Source organism: Kitasatospora sp. NPDC004723 (assembly GCF_040609255.1).
In the GTDB taxonomy this organism is placed as follows: Bacteria; Actinomycetota; Actinomycetes; order Streptomycetales; family Streptomycetaceae; genus Kitasatospora.
In genome coordinates, this window is the sequence record NZ_JBEXJT010000032.1 from 1 (window position 1) to 17091 (window position 17091).

A 17091-nucleotide genomic window follows, 5' to 3' on the forward strand; every position below is an offset into this window, starting at 1 on the left:
GGGTACGGGCGGGCGCGTCCGGGGCGGGCGCCGTGCCGCCGCCGCGGTGGGGGGCGCGGCGGCGTGGCGTTCACGGTAGCGGGGCCGGGCCCTGCTGCCGAAGGGGTAATCGCTGCGGTTAGGGGCGTCTTAAGGAGCCCTTGAGGAGGGCATGCCGAGCGGCGCCGGCGTCCCGGGGCGTCCCGGCGGGCGGGACGTACTGCCGTCGGCCAGGTGTGCGGATTAGGCTGTGGCCCGGTTGGGGCAGCCAGCAGTACCCCCGGCGGTCCGGTGTCCCGAGGAGGGTCCGGCCGGTGGGAGGCGCAACGGTGACGGCGATGCGCCGCAATTTCGTACGACCATCGCCATCGCATGACATGGCAAGACTTCGGGAGACACGCACGTGGCAGACCGCAAGCCCATCGAGTCCTGGCTGACCGACATGGACGGTGTCCTCATCCACGAGGGCACCCCGATTCCGGGCGCGGAGGAGTTCCTGCGCCGGCTGCGGGAGTCGGGCAAGCCGTTCCTGGTCCTCACCAACAACTCCATCTACACCCCGCGCGACCTCAGCGCCCGTCTGGCCGGCATGGGTCTGGAGGTGCCGGAGGAGTGCATCTGGACCTCCGCCCTGGCCACCGCCAAGTTCCTGAAGGGCCAGCGCCCCGGCGGCACCGCGTACGTGATCGGCGAGGCGGGCCTGACCACCGCGCTCTACCAGGCCGGCTACGTGCTGACCGACAACAACCCGGACTACGTCGTCCTCGGCGAGACCCGGACCTACAGCTTCGAGGCGCTCACCAAGGCGATCCGCCTGATCAACCAGGGCGCCCGCTTCATCTGCACCAACCCGGACGAGACCGGCCCGTCCACCGAGGGCGTGCTGCCGGCCACCGGCTCGGTCGCGGCGCTGATCACCAAGGCGACCGGCGTCGAGCCGTACTTCGTCGGCAAGCCCAACCCGCTGATGATGCGCGAGGCGCTCAACACGGCCGGCGCCCACTCGGAGACCGCCGTCATGATCGGCGACCGGATGGACACCGACATCGTGGCCGGCATGGAGGCCGGCATGGAGACCATCCTGGTGCTCACCGGCCTCACCGCCGCCGCCGACGTGGAGCGCTTCCCGTACCGGCCGACCCGGGTGGTCAAGTCGATCGCGGACCTGGTCGAGCTGATCTAGCCCCGAGCCGCTGTCGCGGGCCCCGCTCCGGCCGATCGTGTTCCGACGGCCGGGAGCGGGGCCCGTTCGCTCGGCGCCTCGGGGCCGCCGGGGACGGGGCCGGTTCGGCGCTGGGGCGCCGGTTGTCGGTGGGCCTGTGTAGCGTTCGGGGTGAAAGAGGGCGTACGGCGCGAGGGGCGCGATATGCCCGCAGGTCGGGGCGGTGCGGCGGTGAGCGGCCGTCCGGTGGGAGGTAGAGGTCGTCGTGACGGACACGGTCGAGGCGGGGACGGTCGAGGCGAACGTGGGCGGGACGGAAGCGGGTGCCGGCCTGGAACTGCCGGGTTCCTGGCAGGCGGTGCTGGGCGCCGAGACGGAGAAGCCGTACTTCGCCGAGCTGGCGGCCTTCGTGGCGGCCCAGCGCGCGGAGCACCAGGTCTTCCCGCCGAGCGGGCAGGAGTTCTCCGCGCTGGAGGCCACGCCGTACGAGAAGGTCCGGGTGCTCGTCCTCGGGCAGGACCCGTACCACGACGACGGCCAGGCCCACGGCATGAGCTTCTCGGTGCTGCCGGGCACCAAGACGCCGCCGTCGCTGCGCAACATCTTCAAGGAGCTGGACGCCGACCTCGGCATCCCGGCGCCGGACAACGGCTACCTGATGCACTGGGCCGAGCAGGGCGTGCTGCTGCTCAACGCGGTGCTCACGGTGCGCGCGCACGAGGCCAACTCGCACAAGGCCAAGGGCTGGGAGAAGTTCACCGACGCGGTGATCAAGGCGGTGAGCGCGCGCGAGGAGCCGGTGGTCTTCGTGCTCTGGGGCAACTACGCGAAGAAGAAGCTGCCGCTGATCGACACCGACAAGCACGTCGTGGTCCAGGGCGCGCACCCGTCGCCGCTGTCCGCGAAGCTGTTCTTCGGCAGCCGGCCGTTCTCGCAGATCAACACCGCGCTGGAGGGCTTCGGGGTCGACGCGATCGACTGGCGGATCCCGGACCTCAAGCAGGCCTGAGCCGCCGCACCCCCCGGCCCGTCCTGACGGAGCGTCTCCCGGTCCGTGAGAGCCCGCCGTTCACCCGATAGTGGGCGGCGGGCGGGGCCCCGTGTGCGAAGCTTGGGGCCGGCCGGGGTGGCCCGGACCGGGTCGGGGGAGGGGCGGTACGTGCGCCGAGTTGGGCGAGGGGCGGGGTTCCGGCTGGCCGCGGGGGCGGCGCTGCTGGGGCTGCTGGCGGCTGCCACGGGATGCTCGGGGGGCGGCGGAAGCACCTCCGGCGTCAAGGGCGCTTCCGGCGACGGGAGTCCGACCGGGGCGACGGCCGCGCCGACCGTACCGGCCGCATCGCCCGCGTCACCCGGGGCGGGTGCGGCCGCGCTGCCGCAGCTGCCCGGCCAGACCTTCTACGTCTCCGACCGGACCGCCGTCGCCCGTCAGTCGGCCGCCCTGCGCGGCCGGGGCCGGACGGCGGAGGCCGACACCCTGCTGCGGATCGCCGGTCAGCCGTCCTCGCAGTGGCTCGGCGACCAGACGGCCCGGGACATCGCCGACCAGGTGAGCCGCCGCGCCGCCGAGGCCGACCGCACGCCGGTCTTCGTCGCCTACAACATCCCGCACCGGGACTGCGGCCTCTACTCGGCCGGCGGCGCGCCCGACGCCGCCGCCTACCGGGCCTGGATCACCGGCCTGGCGGAGGCCCTCGGCGACCGCCGGGCGTGGGTGGTGCTGGAGCCGGACGCCATCGCGCACACCCTGGACGGCTGCGGGGTCAAGGGCGATGCCGCCGCCGAGCGGTACGGCCTGCTGGCCTTCGCCGTCCAGGAGTTGAAGAAGCGCCCGCAGGTGCGGGTCTACCTGGACGCCGGAAACCCCGGGTGGACGTCGGACCAGCCCGCGCTGGCCGAGGCGCTGCGCAGGTCGGGCATCGCGGCGGCCGACGGCTTCGCGGTGAACGTCTCCAACTTCTTCACCACCGACCGCAACGCCGCGTTCGGCGCCCAGCTGTCCGCCCTGCTGGACGGCAAGCACTTCGTCGTCGACACCAGCCGCAACGGCAACGGCCCGCTGGACTCCGAGGCGTGGTGCAACCCGCCCGGCCGCGCGCTCGGCGCGCCGCCCACGAGCGAGACCGGGCGGCCCGGCGTCGACGCGTACCTCTGGATCAAGAACCCGGGGGAGTCGGACGGCGAGTGCGGTCGCGGCGAGCCCCCGGCGGGCGAGTTCTGGCTCCCGTACGCGCTGGGGCTGGCGTCGGCCGGCGGCGGCACCGGTACCGCGGGGTAGCGGCGGGCCGCGCCCGGCGGCTCAGGGCGTGACCTGGATCCAGCGGGCGGGCGAAGGGGTGCCGGCGGCGTCCGTGACGAAGAGCATGTACCAGCCGGGCGGCAGCAGGTTCGGGTTGGCGGGCAGACTGAGCGCGACGCCGTCCGCCGTGCGCGCGCCGATGTCCAGGGCCACCGAGCGCTGCTCGACGTCGGTGGCGTGGGTGACCGAACTCGGCCGGACCAGCTTGGCGGTGGCGATGCGGTCCGGCGCGGACGCGGTCACCCGGACGGTGCCGCCGAGCCGGGCGGCGGCCGGGGCACCGGTCAGCTCCGGCCGCTCGCCGTGGAACAGGTAGGCCGGACTGTAGATCTCGATCCGCTGCTCGAAGGTGCCCGGCTCGGTGCCCGCCTTGTCGTTGAAGAGCGGGTCGGAGCCGAGCACCGCCACCCGGCCGTCGGGCAGCAGCAGCGCCTCGGAGTGGTAGTTCCGGCCGACGGTGGGCTCGGCGGCGGTGGTGAAGGTGTTGGTGTCCGGGTGGTAGGTCTGCGCCTTGAGCAGGTCGCTGCGGTGCTTGCCCCGGTAGTCGCGCGAGCCGCCGGTGGTGAAGACGGTGTCGTCGGGCAGGATCACGCTGTTGAGGTAGCGGGTGCCGCCGGCCGGCAGGTCGGGGCCCGGGGTGAACGCGGGCTGTGCGGCGTCGAGGTCGGCGATGTCCGTGCGGGCGGTGGAGAGCGGGGACTCGCCGACGCCCCCGCCGCCGAGCACCATCACCTTCTGCGCCTGCGCGGGCGGCAGCAGCACGGAGGCGGAGGTCTCGGTGAGCTCCGGATCGCGCAGCCCGGGGACGGGGTGGAAGCTGTTGTCGGCGAGGTCCCAGAGCCCGGGCTCGCGGCCCTTGTCGGCGGGCCCGTAGCCGGCGTTCGAACCGGAGTAGAAGAGCCGGCCGGTCGCGGTGAGGAAGATCGACGGGTAGGTCGGGAAGTAGCGGTCGGGCGCCTTGGACCAGGTCTTGCGCGCCGGGTCGTAGATCTCGTTGTCGTTGCCGCTGAGGATCTGTCCGGTGTCGTCCAGCCCGGAGACGGTGACCACCCGGCCGTCGCCCAGCCCGGTCAGCGTCGGGTACCAGCGGGCGTAGGCCATGTCGGTGACCTGCTCGTACAGTTCGGTGTCCGGGTTGAACTCGAAGGCGGCGCGGATGCCCTGGTAGTCCTGCTTCTCCAGGGTCATCCGCTCGGCCGTGCCGTAGACGTTCCGGGCGTCGGCGCCGGCCAGGCCCTTGACCGTGAACTGGGCCGGGGCGTCCAGCACCGAGCCCCGGCCGGGGGCCACCGCCTCCGCGAACACCCGGGTCTCGGCGGCCTTGACGACGGTCGCGGTGCCCGCGCCGGTCTTGGTCGCGGCGGGCACGGTGACGTCGTCGGTGGAGACGTACTCGCGGCCGTCCGGCGCGCGGAAGACGGTGCCCCTGGGGAGGGTGTGGGAGGCGTCCGGATCCTCGTTGCGGACCCGCATGGTGCCGGCCGCCTTCTTCACCGCGCCGTCCAGCGCCTCGTAGCGGCGGGTGCCGCCGGCCACCAGCATCCGGCCGTCGGGCAGCGCGGTGTGGCCGCCGCAGAACATGTCGGCGGGGGTGGGGACGTTCTTGTAGGTGTTGGCGACCGGGTCCCAGAGCAGGCTCCTGAACGTGCCGGCGTCGAAGTTCTTCTGGTTGTTGCCGGAGCCGGCGATGATCAGGACCTTGCCGGTGCGCAGCAGCGCGGCGTGGATGGCGTTGATCCGGAACTCGGCGGGGAGCACCAGGGTCTGCCAGTGGCCGTACCCGGCCTTGTAGGCGGGGCGGTTGATCACGTAGTGGTGGTACTGGTCGTTGGCGAAGCCGAGGACGGCGGGCGCGTTCATCCCGGCCACGGTCAGGGCGACGGTGCTGCCGAGGGCGAAGCGCCGGGTGCGGCCGGTGTGGCGGATCTTCACGGTGGTTCGTCATCCCCTCGTGGCGGGTGCGGCTGCGGGTGCGGGTGTGGATTCGGACGCGGGGTCGGACCCGGGTTCGGGGGCCGGGCCGAGCGAGAGGGTGGAGACGGGCCGGGCCCGGCGGCGCTGCACGGCGTCCGCGGCGAGCAGCAGCATCGGCAGCAGGCTGAGGAGGAGGGCCAGGCAGGCCCAGGTCCGCATGGCGATGTGGTCGTGGCCGGTCAGGAAGGAGGCCGCGACGGCGCCGCCGAAGACCAGCGCCCAGAAGAGGTGGAGGCGGAAGGTGCGGATCCGGTCGGGGCTGGTCGACTCGCCCTTCGGCGTCACCACGAACCGGCTGCGGATCCGCAGGAGGGTCTGCAGCAGCGCCGCGGCGTAGATCGGCCCGCACAGCGCCGACATCACCATGCCCGCCACGCCCGACGATCCGGCCGGCTCGTGCGGGCTCACGTTGTGCTTGCGGTTCCAGGTGTAGAGCAGCATCTGCAGCGCGGCCGCGTCGCTGTAGAGGGCCATCCACAGCTCGGAGGACACATGGACGCCCGAGGCGCCGAAGCCCAGGTAGAGCACGCTGGACAGCCCGCCGAGCAGCCAGGTCAGCGCCGCCATCGGGTAGTAGGAGACCATCAGCGTGTAGTTCAGCAGCCGGCCCGGTGACAGCCCCCACGCCGCCCGCCAGTACTGGGTCAGCAGGGTCTCGTAGGTGCCCCGGCTCCAGCGCAGCTGCTGGGAGAAGAAGTCCGTCCAGGACGACGGCCCCTCGCCGACCGCCAGCACGTCCGGTGTGTAGACCGACTTCCAGCGCTCGCCGGTGGCCGGGTTGCGGTGCCGGTGGAACTCCAGGCCGGTGGCCATGTCCTCGGTGACCGAGTCGTACAGTCCGCCGATCGAGCGCAGCGCCCCGATCCGGACGGCGTTGTTGGTGCCGACGAACATCGGTGCGCCGTAGCGGTTCCCGGCCCGCTGGATCAGGGCGTGGAAGAGGTACTGCTGGCTCTCCGAGAACTTGGTGACCAGCGAACCCGAGCTGCGGTAGTTCCCGTACACCTGCGGGCCGACGACGAACGCGACGTCGGGGTCGCGGAAGTAGCCGAGCATGCGTTCGCAGAACTCGGGCAGCGGCACGTGGTCGGTGTCCACCGAGACCCAGAAGTCGTAGTCGGCGCCGTACGCCTGGAGCCAGCTGTTGTAGTTGCCGTGCTTGGTCCGGGCGCGGAACCGGCCCTTGGGCGTGTTCCACTGCGGGATGTCGTCCCGGCTGAAGTGGCGCACGCCCAGCCCGTCGCAGAGATCGCGCATGGCAGGATCGTTTCCCTCGTCCAGCAGCCAGACCTGGAAGGGGCCGTCGTGTCGGACGGCCAGCGCGGCGGTGAGCGTGGCACGCACCATCTCGGGCGGCTCCTTGCCCGGGACGAAGGTGGTGAGGAAGGCGACCCGGGTGCCGCGTTCGGGCGTCACCGGGACCGGGTCGCGGGCGGCGAGCGTCGCATGGGCGTTGGAGACGACGTTGACCAGCCGGAACACCTCGACCAGCGCGATGATCGCGATCATCACCTTGTCGCCGACGAGCAGCCAGGTGTCGGTCTCGCCGGGGCGGACCGGCCAGTGGCCCGGCTGGAGCAGCCAGACCAGCAGCACGCCCTCGACCAGGGGCGCGGCCAGCAGGAGCAGCGTGGCCCGGACGCGGTGCGGTTCGCGGCTCAGCAGGCTGCGGTACCGCACCCGGTACGGCTCCTCGGCGGCCGTGACCTCGTCCGCGTGGCCGGCGAGGCGGCTGAAGTAGGCGTAGTCGTAGGGGGCTTCGGGAACGGCGACCGGTTCGGGAGCGGGGGGCGGCTCCGCAGCGGGGGGCGGCACGGGTGCCGGAACGGGGGGTTCCGCGCCCTTCGCCCGACGCGAGAACGGCCCGGTCATGTGCGCTCCCCCCGTGGCCGGCCGCGCGGACCCGCCTCTTCGTGCGTGCTCCGACCAGGGGTGTGCGATCCGGTGCTTCGCACGGTCGCCCGGCGGTTCCGGTGATTCCGGACCGTCAATCGCTAAAACGTGTACGATCGATCGAGATGTGTGACGGTGCGACAGCGTCGAAAGCGGGATCCCCGCGGCACCCCCGGACTCCCTTCCGGGGAAACCGGATCCCCTGGCTTCCCCAACTGTCGCGGAGGGTGCGCCCGATTGCAACCGGTCCGGGGAATGACCGGCGCAGGGACCGGTGAATATGGCGATTCCCGGCCAATTGCCGGTATGTCGGTGTTATAGGGGCGAATCGTGGACCGCCCTTTTCCGGACTGTTCGATTCCGCGGATGGCTCGGCGAGCGGGTGGTATGGGGCCGGCCGCCATAGCAGGATGGGCTGATGCATCGTCCGGGCACATGTCGCAGCCCGCACGTCCGGCCTACCGTTCCGGCATCCGCCCTCGCGGCAGCCTCGGGTCGCCGACCGGATCGCCGTGCCGCCCGGCGCCGGCCCACAGGAGGTAGTCCAGCATGAGCCAGCCTGAGAGCACGACCGACCACTTCGCCGAGACCGGGGCCGGGACCGGGACCGGGGCCGCTCCGGAGCGGATCGGCGTCCCGGTCCCCGGCGGGCAGCTGTCCGTGCTCCGCTGGCCGGCCGCCGTGCCCGGCGCGCCGACCGTCGTGGCGGTGCACGGCATCACCGCCAACGGCCTCGCATGGTTCGAGGTGGCCCGCAGGATCGCCGGCCGGGCCACCCTGCTCGCGCCGGACCTGCGCGGGCGCGGCGCCAGCCGCGACCTCGGCGGGCCGTACGGACTGGCCCGCCACGCCGACGACGTGGCGGCCCTGATCGGCGGGCTCGACCTGGGGCCGACCGTGGTCGTCGGGCACTCCATGGGTGCCTGGGTGGCGGCCCTGGCGGCCGTCCGCCATCCGGAGCTGGTCGGCCGGGTGGTGCTGGTCGACGGCGCGGTCAGCTTCCCGCCGCCCGAGGGCGTGAGCGAGGGCGACGCCCTGGCCGCCGTGCTCGGACCGGCGCTGGCCCGGCTCTCGATGACCTTCCCCGACCGGCAGGCGTACCGCGAGTTCTGGCAGCGGCACCCGGCCTTCGCCGCCGGCTGGTCCGCCGGGATCGACGCCTACACCCAGGGCGACCTCGTCGGCGCGGAGCCCGAGCTGCGCTCCTCCTGCGTGCTGGCGGCGGTCGAGACCGACGGGGCGCAGGTCCTGCTGGACCGGGACGCGGCCGCCGCCGTGCACCGGCTGCCCTGCCCGGGCGAGCTCATCTGGGCGGAGCGCGGTCTGCTGGACCAGCCGCAGGGCCTCTACGACGAGAAGCGGCTCGCCGCCGTCGGGCTGGACCGCACCCACCCGGTCCCGGCGTCGGGGGTGCCGGACACCAACCACTACTCGATCCTCTGGGGCGGCGCCGGGGCCGAGGCGGTGGCCCGTGCCGTGCTCGGAACGCCCTCCGGCGCCGAGTCCTAGGGTCTAGCCGGCCGCGCCGAGGAAGGACTCCCAGCCGCCGGCCGGTGCCTGTCCGACGTTGAGGGTGCGCAGCTTGCGCAGGGTGGACTGGTCCTGGACCTCCAGCCACTCGACGAGCTGCTTGAAGGAGACCAGCCGGACCTCGGGCCTGCTCGCGACGGTCTTCAGCACCTCCTCGACGGCGTCCATGTAGATGCCGCCGTTCCACTGCTCGAAGTGGTTGCCGATGAAGAAGGGCGCGCGGTTGCCGTTGTAGGCGCGGTCGAACCCGGCCAGGTAGGCGTCCCGGGCCTGGGTGCGCCACTCGTCGTACTTGGCCGGGTCCCCCTTGGTGGTGCCGGACGACTGGTTGGCCAGGATGTTGTAGTCCATGGAGAGCACCTGGAAGGAGTGCCCCGGGAAGGGGATGCTCTGCAGCTGGAGGTCCCAGATCTTGCCGTCCTGCACCTTCTGCGGCCAGATCTGCTGGCCGCCCGAGGAGCTGGCGTCGTACTTCCACCCCAGGTTGGCGATGGTCGGCAGCAGGGCCTTCTGCCCCTCCAGGCAGGGGGTGCGGCCGCCGATCAGCTCCTTCTTGTAGTCGAAGGGGAGCGGGTCGACGTCGGTGAAACCGGTGTTGGTCCGCCACTGGGTCACGAAGCCGACGGCCTGGTCTATCTCGCTCTGCCAGTCCTCGGGGGTCCACTTGTTGACGCCGTTGCCGTCCGAGCGGGTCGAGCAGAAGTGGCCGTTGAAGTGGGTGCCTATCTCGTGGCCGGCCAGCCAGGCCTGGCTGATGAGCTTGAGGGTGGTCTTCACCGCGCCGTCCGACAGGTAGGGGATGTCGGAGGCGCCGACCGCGTGCTTCGGCGGGTGGTAGAGGTCGGCCTTGCCCTTGGGCAGGGCGTAGATGCCGGAGAGGAAGAAGGTCATCGAGGCCTTGTGCTCCTCGGCGAGCTTGAGGAACCGGGGGAACTGGCCGTCCTCGGTGCCGCCGGCGCCGTCCCAGGAGAAGACCACGAACTGCGGCGGGCGCTCGCCCGGCTTGAGCTTCTCGGGCTTGGGCTGGTTCGGCTGCGGTCCGGTGTCGGAGGTGGAGCCGTCACCGATCGGCGTGCCCTTGGCCGGGGTCCCGGTGGGGCTGCCGGTGGTGGTCGGCCCGGAGCTGCCGGTGCCGGTCGTGGGGGCCGGGGCGGAGCCCGGCGCCGATCCGGTGGGACCGGCCGACCCCGAGCCGCCCCCGGAACAGGCCGTCACCGCTCCGAGAGCCGCCGTCGCGGCGGTGGCTGTGAGCACGGTCCTGCGCGAGATGCTGCCCATCGTCTCCCCTGGATCGTCCGGACCGGGTGGTGATCACGGCCGGAGCCGCATCGGTCATATCAGACAATTGATTGATTATCCGTCGTTAGCATGTCACGCGGCCGCGGGGGTCACCAAAGCCCGGAGGGTCCGCCGGGACTGAACACGCGGGGCACACCCGTGCGGTATGCGAAGAGATGTCTTCTGTTGCCGTCCTGTGACGCTTCGCCCGTTCGTTGCAGGGCGTTCTCGCGGGCGCCGGGGGCGTCGGGGGGTGCCTGGGGGGCGTCGGGGCCGCCGGGGGGGGCGGGCGCGCGCGTCAGCCGAGGGCGAGCCGGCGGTTGCGGCGGACGACCCGCGCGATGGCCGTGCTCACCACGGTGGCGGCCGTGCAGGAGACCGCGAGGCTCAGCCAGGCCGTCTCGAACCAGTGGCTGTTGAGCCAGCCCAGCGTCACGATGTAGGCCGCCCAGATCATCGCGGCCAGCGCCGACCACCGCAGGAAGCGGTGGGGATGGCCGGGGGAGTGGCCGATGGCCAGGTCGAGCACGGTCCGACCGGCGGGCACGAAGCGGGCGACCACCACCATGGCGGCCGCCGCCCGGGTGGTGCGACCGTCCAGGGTCTGCTGGACCCGTGCCACGCTGGCCGCCAGCTTCGGACGGTGTTCGAGGCGCCGGCTGACCATCGGGGCACCGCGCCGCGCCAGCCGCAGCAGCAGCAGATCGCCGAGGAAGGAGGCGGTGGCCACCCCGAGCCCGAGCAGCACCGGGGCGCCGTCTATCTGGGCCGTATTGAGCACCGCGAGGATGACCAGGCTCCCGCTGGGGAGGAAGGGGAGGAAGGCGTCACCGAGGACGGCGCAGAGCGCCAGGGCGCAGATCCACGAGGATCCGACCAGCGCCGCGATGTCCATGTTCCCTACTCCCTCCAGGCTGCCCGGGGGAGCAGTGGTTGCAAGGGACAACGCTAGCGCCTCGACTTTTCATGCCATGAAGCACCCCGGGCGTTGTGGCGGGAGTCACGTCCGCAGCGGCCATGGCACGAGCCCCCGGGGCGGGGTGCCGCTCCGGGGGCTCGCGGGGATCGGTCGGCGCTGGTCCAGCCCGACGACCTTGCTGGTGAGTGCGGATCCGGTTGGGTGATCCGCCTGGGACCCAGCCTGCCGGAAGCCGGCCGCCGACCGCGAGCCCCCGGGCTGGCGACTTCCCGCGCTGGCGTGAAGTCGCCACGGGTGTTCGTCCGCTGGCTCTGAGTCAGCCCGCCCGCCGCCGGCCGGGCCCCCGGCCCGGGGAACAAGCGAGCCCCGCATCGGGGTTGACCACTGTCGGCACCCGCGGCGGCACCGACCGTCCCCGGGGCGACACCCGGTGGACCGCACCGGCGGACGGGACCGACCACGGCCAGGAGGACGGACGGCATGACGACCGAGGACAGCCAGGAGAGCCGGCGGGAGAACGGGGCCGGACCGCACCCCGCGGACGCGATCCGGGGCACCGTCCGGGGAACGGCGCCCGCTCCGCTGTCGATCCTGGACCTGGCCACCGTGGGGGCGGGCGACACCCCCGCGCAGGCGCTCGCCGCGACCACCACCCTCGCCCGCAGCGCCGAACAGTGGGGCTACCACCGCTTCTGGGTGGCCGAGCACCACGGCATGCCCGGCGTCGCCAGCTCCACGCCCGCCGTCCTGCTGGCCCACCTCGGGGCCCACACCAGCACGCTGCGCCTCGGCTCCGGCGGCGTGATGCTGCCCAACCACGCCCCGCTGGCGATCGCCGAGCAGTTCGGCCTGCTGGAGGCGCTCCACCCCGGCCGGATCGACCTCGGCCTCGGCCGGGCCCCCGGCACCGACCAGGCCACCGCCCGGGCCCTGCGCCGGGGCCTCGCCGAGGGCGCCGACGACTTCCCCCGCCAGCTCGCCGAGCTGACCCACTTCCTGGACGGCAGCTTCCCAGCCGGGCACCCGTACGAGCGGCTCACCGCCGTGCCGAAGGGGGAGGGGCGCCCGCCGGTCTGGCTGCTCGGCTCCTCCGGCTTCAGCGCCCAGCTGGCCGGCCGGCTCGGCCTGCCGTTCGCCTTCGCGCATCACTTCAGCAGCGTGAACACCCTCCCGGCGCTCGACCTCTACCGCTCGGAGTTCCGCCCCTCGGCCGTCCTGGACGAGCCGTACTCGGTGATCGGGGTGAGCGCGGTCGCGGCCGACGACGAGACCTCCGCCCGCCGCCTCGCCCGCTCCGCGGCGCTCGGCATGCTGCGTCTGCGCCGCGGCAACCCGGGCCCGATCCCCACCCCCGAGGAGGCCGAGGCCTACCCGTACAGCCCGGTGGAGTCGGACTTCATCGACGACTGGCTGGGCAATGTGGTCCTCGGCGCGCCGGGCGCGGTGGCCGACGGGCTGGAGGCGCTGCGCAAGCGGACCGGGGTGGACGAGCTGATGGTGACCTCGCACGTCCACGGCCGCGAGGCGCGGCTGCGCTCCTACGGTCTGATCGCCGAGGCGTACGGCCTGACCGGGGGTCGGACCGCGACCACCTGAGACGTGCTCTAACGCCCGCCCCGGTCCTCCCGGCCGTCGCGGAGTATCGCGGCGACCAGTTCGGCCTCGCCGGGGCGGGCGAAGTACCAGCCCTGGGCGGTGTCGCAGCCGGTGAGCCGCAGCCGTTCGGCCTGGGCGGCGCTCTCGATGCCCTCGGCGGTGACGGTCAGGCCGAGGGTGTGGGCGAGCTGCACCATCGCACCGACGATCTGCTCGTCCGCGTCGCTGCGCCGCGAGCGGAGCTCGGGGAGCTCCGGGCGGCCGCCGCTCGGGGCCGGGTCGCGGAACCCCTCGATGAAGGTGCCGTCCAGCTTCAGCACGTGCACCGGGAGCCGGGAGAGATAGGCCAGGTTGGAGTAGCCCGTCCCGAAGTCGTCGATCGCGATCCGCACGCCCATGTCGGCGAGCGCCTGGAGCGCCTGGAGCGGGCGTCCGCCGGGGCCGAGCAGCGCGCTCTCGGTGATCTCCAGCTGCAGCAGCCGGGCCGGCAGACCGGTGCGCTCGAGGGCCTGGGCGACGTCGGCGACCACGTCGGAGTCCCAGATCTGGCGGGCGGCCAGGTTGACGCTCACGAAGGTCTCGGTCTCGGGGAACTCGGTGAGCCAGCGCCGTGCCTGGCGGCAGGACTCCTCCAGCACCCACTTGCCGAGCGGCACGATCGCCCCGGACTCCTCGGCGAGCGGGATGAAGCGGTCCGGCGAGAGCGTCCCGTAGCGGGGGTGGCGCCACCGGACCAGGGCCTCGGCGCCGTGCACCGCGCCGTCGGCGAGGCCGACCAGCGGCTGGTACTCGACGGTGAACTCGCCGCGTTCCAGCGCGGGGCGCAGCGCGGTGGCGAGCAGCTGGCGGGTCAGCTGGTGGGCGCCCCGGTCGGGGTCGTAGAGGGTCCACCGGGCGCGGCCGTCGGCCTTGGACCAGTACAGGGTGGCGTCGGCGTCCTTGACCAGGTCGGTGGGCGTGGTCTCGTGCACGGAGCGTTCGACGACGCCGACGCTGGCGGTGACCACCAGCCGGTGGCCGGCCACGTCGAAGGGGCGCTCCAGGGCGGCGAGGATCCGGGCGGCCAGGTCGGTGAGCTGGTCGCTGCCGCGGCTGTCGGTCACCAGGACGGCGAACTCGTCGCCGCCCATCCGGGCGACCAGCCGGGCGCCGTGCGCGGAGAAGCCGCGCCGCAGCCGGGTCGCGACGGCGATCAGCAGTTGGTCGCCGATGTGGTGGCCGAGGGCCTCGTTGATCGCGGCGAACCCGTCCAGGTCCAGGTAGCAGACGCCGATCCGGGGCCCGTCGGTCCCCGTTCCCGCGCCCCCGCCGACTCCGAGCGGCTCGGTCGCCCGGTCGGGGGTCAGGCAGGCGGCGTCGAGCCGTTCGAAGAAGTAGGTCCGGTTGGGCAGCCGGGTCAGCGGGTCGTGCAGGGCCTGGTACTCCAGGCGGTCGCCGAGCCGGCGCTGCTCGGTGATGTCCTCGACCAGGGCGAGCGTGTAGAGCGGGCCGCCCTCGGCGTCCCGGATCAGCGAGACGGTCACCTTGCTCCAGACCGTCCGCCCCGCGCGGTGCTTGAGCTGCTTCTCGACCCGGAGCCGGTCGTGCTCGCCGTGGACGAGCGCGCGGAACAGCCGGCGCGGCATGCCCTCGGGGTCGACGATCTCGTGGATGTGGGTCCGCACCAGTTCGTCGACGGTGCGGCCGGTCAGCGCGGCGAAGGCCGGGTTGACCTCGATGATCCGGTCCTCGGGGTCGATGAGGGCCATGCCGATGCCGGCGTCGCTGAAGGCGGCCCGCAGCCGGGACTCGCTGGCCCGCAGGGTGGCCAGCTCCCGCTCGTCGGCCTCGGGGACGGGCCGGCCGTTCACGCCGGGGCCGTCCGCCACGTGGTGGGTGGCGCCGGGGGAGAGCGGGGCCGAGCAGGCGGGGCAGCGGGTGGCACCGTCGTCGGCCAGGGCGGCCCGGGCCGTGCCGTTGACCGTGCCCCCGGCCGGGGCGGTGTGCGCGTCGGCCCCCTCGTTCTGGCCCGGCACGGCATGCTCCCGTCCGCTGCTGACGCTTGACGCTGGTCCGGCCGGTCACCCGACTTCGGCGGCCGGCTCCGCACTCTGCCGCGCTCGCGGACGTCGGACTCCGGTGCGGACGCTCGGGACGGAGCGGCCGGGCGGGAGCCCCCCTGAGGAACCGTGAGGAACAGGGCGCTGCGGCCGATCATAGGACGCGATGGCAACGCGCGGTGACCGCCGCCAGGGTGATTCGTCTGGTTTGGGCGTGAGTGTGGTGATACACGCGGACGCCCCTGGTGCACATCACATGATGTGCACCAGGGGCGTGTGCTCCGGGAACGCGCCCTGCGGACCCCGGCGGAGCACCGGACGCGCGCCGGGCCGGGGTCGTCGGGCGGGACGCCCGGGGGAGGTCAGCCGGCCAGCGAGGCCGTGAGGGTGATGGTGGTTCCGGTCAGGGCCTGGCTCACCGGGCAGTTCGCCTTGGCGTCCTCGGCGGCCTTCACGAAGCCGGCCTCGTCCAGCCCGGGCACCTCGCCGGTGACCGTGAGGTGGATGCCGGTGATGCCGGTGCCCGGCTGGAAGGTGACGTCGGCCTGGGTGTCGAGCTTGGTGGGCGGGGTGCCCGCGCCGGTCAGGCCGTGCGAGAGGGCCATCGAGAAGCAGGCCGAGTGCGCGGCCGCGATGAGCTCCTCCGGGCTGGTCTTGCCGTTCGGGGCCTCGGCGCGGGCCGGCCAGGAGACCGGGTACTCGCCGATGCCGGACGACGCGAACGTCACCTGGCCCTTGCCGTCGACCAGGTTGCCTTCCCAGGCGGTGCGGGCGGTGCGGGTGGTTGCCACGATCGGTACCTCCGTTACTGAGGAACTGCTGATTCGTCACGTCCGGTCATGCCGCGGACCAGCCTACGGGCAGGCCGGGGGCGTGCCACAAGTAGCGCACCGGTCCGTCGCGTCCGAAAATGCCCCGGCCGTCCCGGCGGCCCGGGTCGTCCGTGGACGGACCCCGGCAGCTCGGGGCGCCGTCCGACGGTCGGTCGGTGTGCCGTCCGGATCGTGGACGATTGGGCCGAATGGTGCGGGCCCGCGCCGGGCGCCCTGTTAGATTGGCCCGGGCCCGGGCCCGGCCGCCGCACGGTCGGGCGCAAGACCGAGAGAGCCGCGGAGCCGCCCCGATGACGGACCACCCCACGACCCCCGACGCCGGACTGCCCGAGGGGGTCGACGATGCCGTGCGGGCCGAGCTGACCAGCCTGCGCGAGAGCATCGACAACATCGACGCCGCAGTGGTCCACATGCTGGCCGAGCGCTTCAAGGCGACCCAGCGCGTCGGTCGGCTCAAGGCCGAGCACAAGCTCCCGCCGGCCGACCCGGCCCGCGAGCGCACCCAGATCAAGCGCCTGCGCGAGCTGGCCGCCGGTGCGCACCTGGACCCGGTGTTCGCGGAGAAGTTCCTGAACTTCATCATCGCCGAGGTGATCCGCCACCACGAGGCCATCGCGAGCGACACCGTGACCGGTGGGAACGTCCCGGCCTGAGCGCGTGACCGGCCGGGCCGGGAGCACCCGGGGGCGCCCCGCCCGGGCCGGTGGCATGTCTGACGAGGGTAAAAGTCCGATTTCGCCTGGATCCCCGGTTGGCGTAGCGTGCAGGTTCCCCCGCAGCCTGAGAGTGGAGCAGCGACGATGGCGGTGAACCTGCCCGATACCCACGGCGGCGAAGCAGAGGCAGGACCCGCCGCCCCGAGCGGGGGCCGGGCCGAGGCCCGGCGGGCGCGCCGTGCCGCCGAGGGGCGCCGGGTCAGGCCGCCGAAGGCCCGCCGCCCGGCCCGCCGGGCGCGCCCGTGGTGGATCGAGATCCCGGCCATGGCGGCGGTCGGCCTGGTGGTCGCGCTGCTGATCAAGACCTGTCTGTTCCAGGTGTTCACCATCCCCTCCGGGTCGATGGAGAACACCCTGCGGGTCGGCGACCGGGTCGGCGTGAACAAGTTCGCCCCGCTGACCGGCTGGGAGCCGGAGCGGGGCCAGCCGGTGGTCTTCAAGGACCCGGGCGACTGGCTGCCGCCGCAGCCGACCGGCGGGAACCCGGTCACCAACGCGCTGGGCTCGGCGCTCTCCTTTGTCGGCCTGGTGCCGCCGAAGGACGACAACTACCTGGTCAAGCGGGTCATCGCGACGGGCGGGCAGACCGTGCAGTGCTCCGGCACCACGCTGACCGTCGACGGCGCCGCGGTCGACGAGCCCTATCTGCACCCCGGGGACGACTCCTGCGCCGGGCTGGACTTCGGTCCGGTGACGGTGCCGCAGGGCCACGTCTGGGTGGAGGGCGACCACCGCAGCGACTCCGCGGACTCGCGCTACCACCAGCGCGGCCCCGGTGGCGGGGCCGTGCCGGTGGACAACGTGGTCGGCCCGGTGTCGGCCGTCGTCTGGCCGCTCGGCCACCTCGACTGGTTCGGCTGGGTCGGCCGCTGATCC

The 17091-nt window shown here is 73.3% G+C and carries 13 protein-coding genes; 7 read left to right on the forward strand and 6 right to left on the reverse strand.

The window, feature by feature from the left end; all coding sequences use genetic code 11:
* The first annotated feature begins 382 nt into the window (after nt 1-382).
* The 3 genes from ABZW10_RS26080 to ABZW10_RS26090 all read left to right on the forward strand — a co-directional run bounded on the left by ABZW10_RS26080 (nt 383) and on the right by ABZW10_RS26090 (nt 3416).
* Nucleotides 383-1162: an HAD-IIA family hydrolase gene (locus ABZW10_RS26080; protein ID WP_355370040.1), complete on the forward strand. Its 780-nt coding sequence runs from the start codon at nt 383-385 to the stop codon at nt 1160-1162.
* 310 nt (nt 1163-1472) lie between these two features.
* Entirely contained in the window at nt 1473-2150 is a 678-nt protein-coding gene (locus tag ABZW10_RS26085) for a uracil-DNA glycosylase (protein WP_355370160.1), read from the forward strand.
* Between the two features lie 150 nt (nt 2151-2300).
* The gene (locus tag ABZW10_RS26090; protein ID WP_355370042.1) at nt 2301-3416 is read left to right on the forward strand and encodes a glycoside hydrolase family 6 protein; all 1116 of its coding nucleotides are present in this window, start codon (nt 2301-2303) and stop codon (nt 3414-3416) included.
* A 21-nt stretch (nt 3417-3437) separates the two neighbouring features.
* On the opposite strand, the gene ABZW10_RS26095 is transcribed toward ABZW10_RS26090, so the two are convergent.
* Together ABZW10_RS26095 and ABZW10_RS26100 are read right to left on the reverse strand one after the other, a co-directional pair.
* The gene (locus ABZW10_RS26095) at nt 3438-5369 is read right to left on the reverse strand and encodes a kelch motif-containing protein (RefSeq protein WP_355370044.1); all 1932 of its coding nucleotides are present in this window, start codon (nt 5367-5369) and stop codon (nt 3438-3440) included.
* A 9-nt stretch (nt 5370-5378) separates the two neighbouring features.
* Nucleotides 5379-7283: a glycosyltransferase family 2 protein gene (locus tag ABZW10_RS26100; RefSeq protein ID WP_355370046.1), complete on the reverse strand. Its 1905-nt coding sequence runs from the start codon at nt 7281-7283 to the stop codon at nt 5379-5381.
* A 570-nt stretch (nt 7284-7853) separates the two neighbouring features.
* On the opposite strand from ABZW10_RS26100, the gene ABZW10_RS26105 reads away from it, so the two are divergent.
* Nucleotides 7854-8813 carry an alpha/beta hydrolase gene (locus tag ABZW10_RS26105; protein WP_355370048.1) on the forward strand — a complete coding sequence of 320 codons (960 nt, stop codon included), beginning with the start codon at nt 7854-7856 and terminating at the stop codon, nt 8811-8813.
* A gap of 3 nt (nt 8814-8816) precedes the next feature.
* Here ABZW10_RS26105 and ABZW10_RS26110 read toward each other — a convergent pair whose 3' ends face one another.
* Together ABZW10_RS26110 and ABZW10_RS26115 are read right to left on the reverse strand one after the other, a co-directional pair.
* Nucleotides 8817-10112, reverse strand: coding sequence for a hypothetical protein (locus tag ABZW10_RS26110; RefSeq protein WP_355370050.1), 1296 nt, complete (start codon nt 10110-10112; stop codon nt 8817-8819).
* A 298-nt stretch (nt 10113-10410) separates the two neighbouring features.
* A complete protein-coding gene (locus ABZW10_RS26115; protein WP_355370052.1) occupies nt 10411-11007 on the reverse strand; it encodes a hypothetical protein in 597 nt (198 codons plus the stop codon).
* Between the two features lie 504 nt (nt 11008-11511).
* Between ABZW10_RS26115 and ABZW10_RS26120 the strand changes: the two genes are divergently transcribed.
* Entirely contained in the window at nt 11512-12627 is a 1116-nt protein-coding gene (locus ABZW10_RS26120; RefSeq protein WP_355370054.1) for an LLM class flavin-dependent oxidoreductase, read from the forward strand.
* 8 nt (nt 12628-12635) lie between these two features.
* On the opposite strand, the gene ABZW10_RS26125 is transcribed toward ABZW10_RS26120, so the two are convergent.
* Both ABZW10_RS26125 and ABZW10_RS26130 read right to left on the reverse strand, forming a co-directional pair.
* A complete protein-coding gene (locus ABZW10_RS26125) occupies nt 12636-14642 on the reverse strand; it encodes an EAL domain-containing protein (protein ID WP_355370056.1) in 2007 nt (668 codons plus the stop codon).
* Nucleotides 14643-15028: 386 nt separating this feature from the next.
* Nucleotides 15029-15457: an OsmC family protein gene (locus ABZW10_RS26130; protein WP_355370058.1), complete on the reverse strand. Its 429-nt coding sequence runs from the start codon at nt 15455-15457 to the stop codon at nt 15029-15031.
* Nucleotides 15458-15789: 332 nt separating this feature from the next.
* On the opposite strand from ABZW10_RS26130, the gene ABZW10_RS26135 reads away from it, so the two are divergent.
* On the forward strand, nt 15790-16152 hold the full coding sequence (locus ABZW10_RS26135; protein ID WP_355370060.1) for a chorismate mutase: 363 nt from the start codon (nt 15790-15792) through the stop codon (nt 16150-16152).
* A gap of 147 nt (nt 16153-16299) precedes the next feature.
* Nucleotides 16300-17088, forward strand: coding sequence for a signal peptidase I (gene lepB / locus ABZW10_RS26140; RefSeq protein WP_355370062.1), 789 nt, complete (start codon nt 16300-16302; stop codon nt 17086-17088).
* Nucleotides 17089-17091 lie beyond the last annotated feature (3 nt).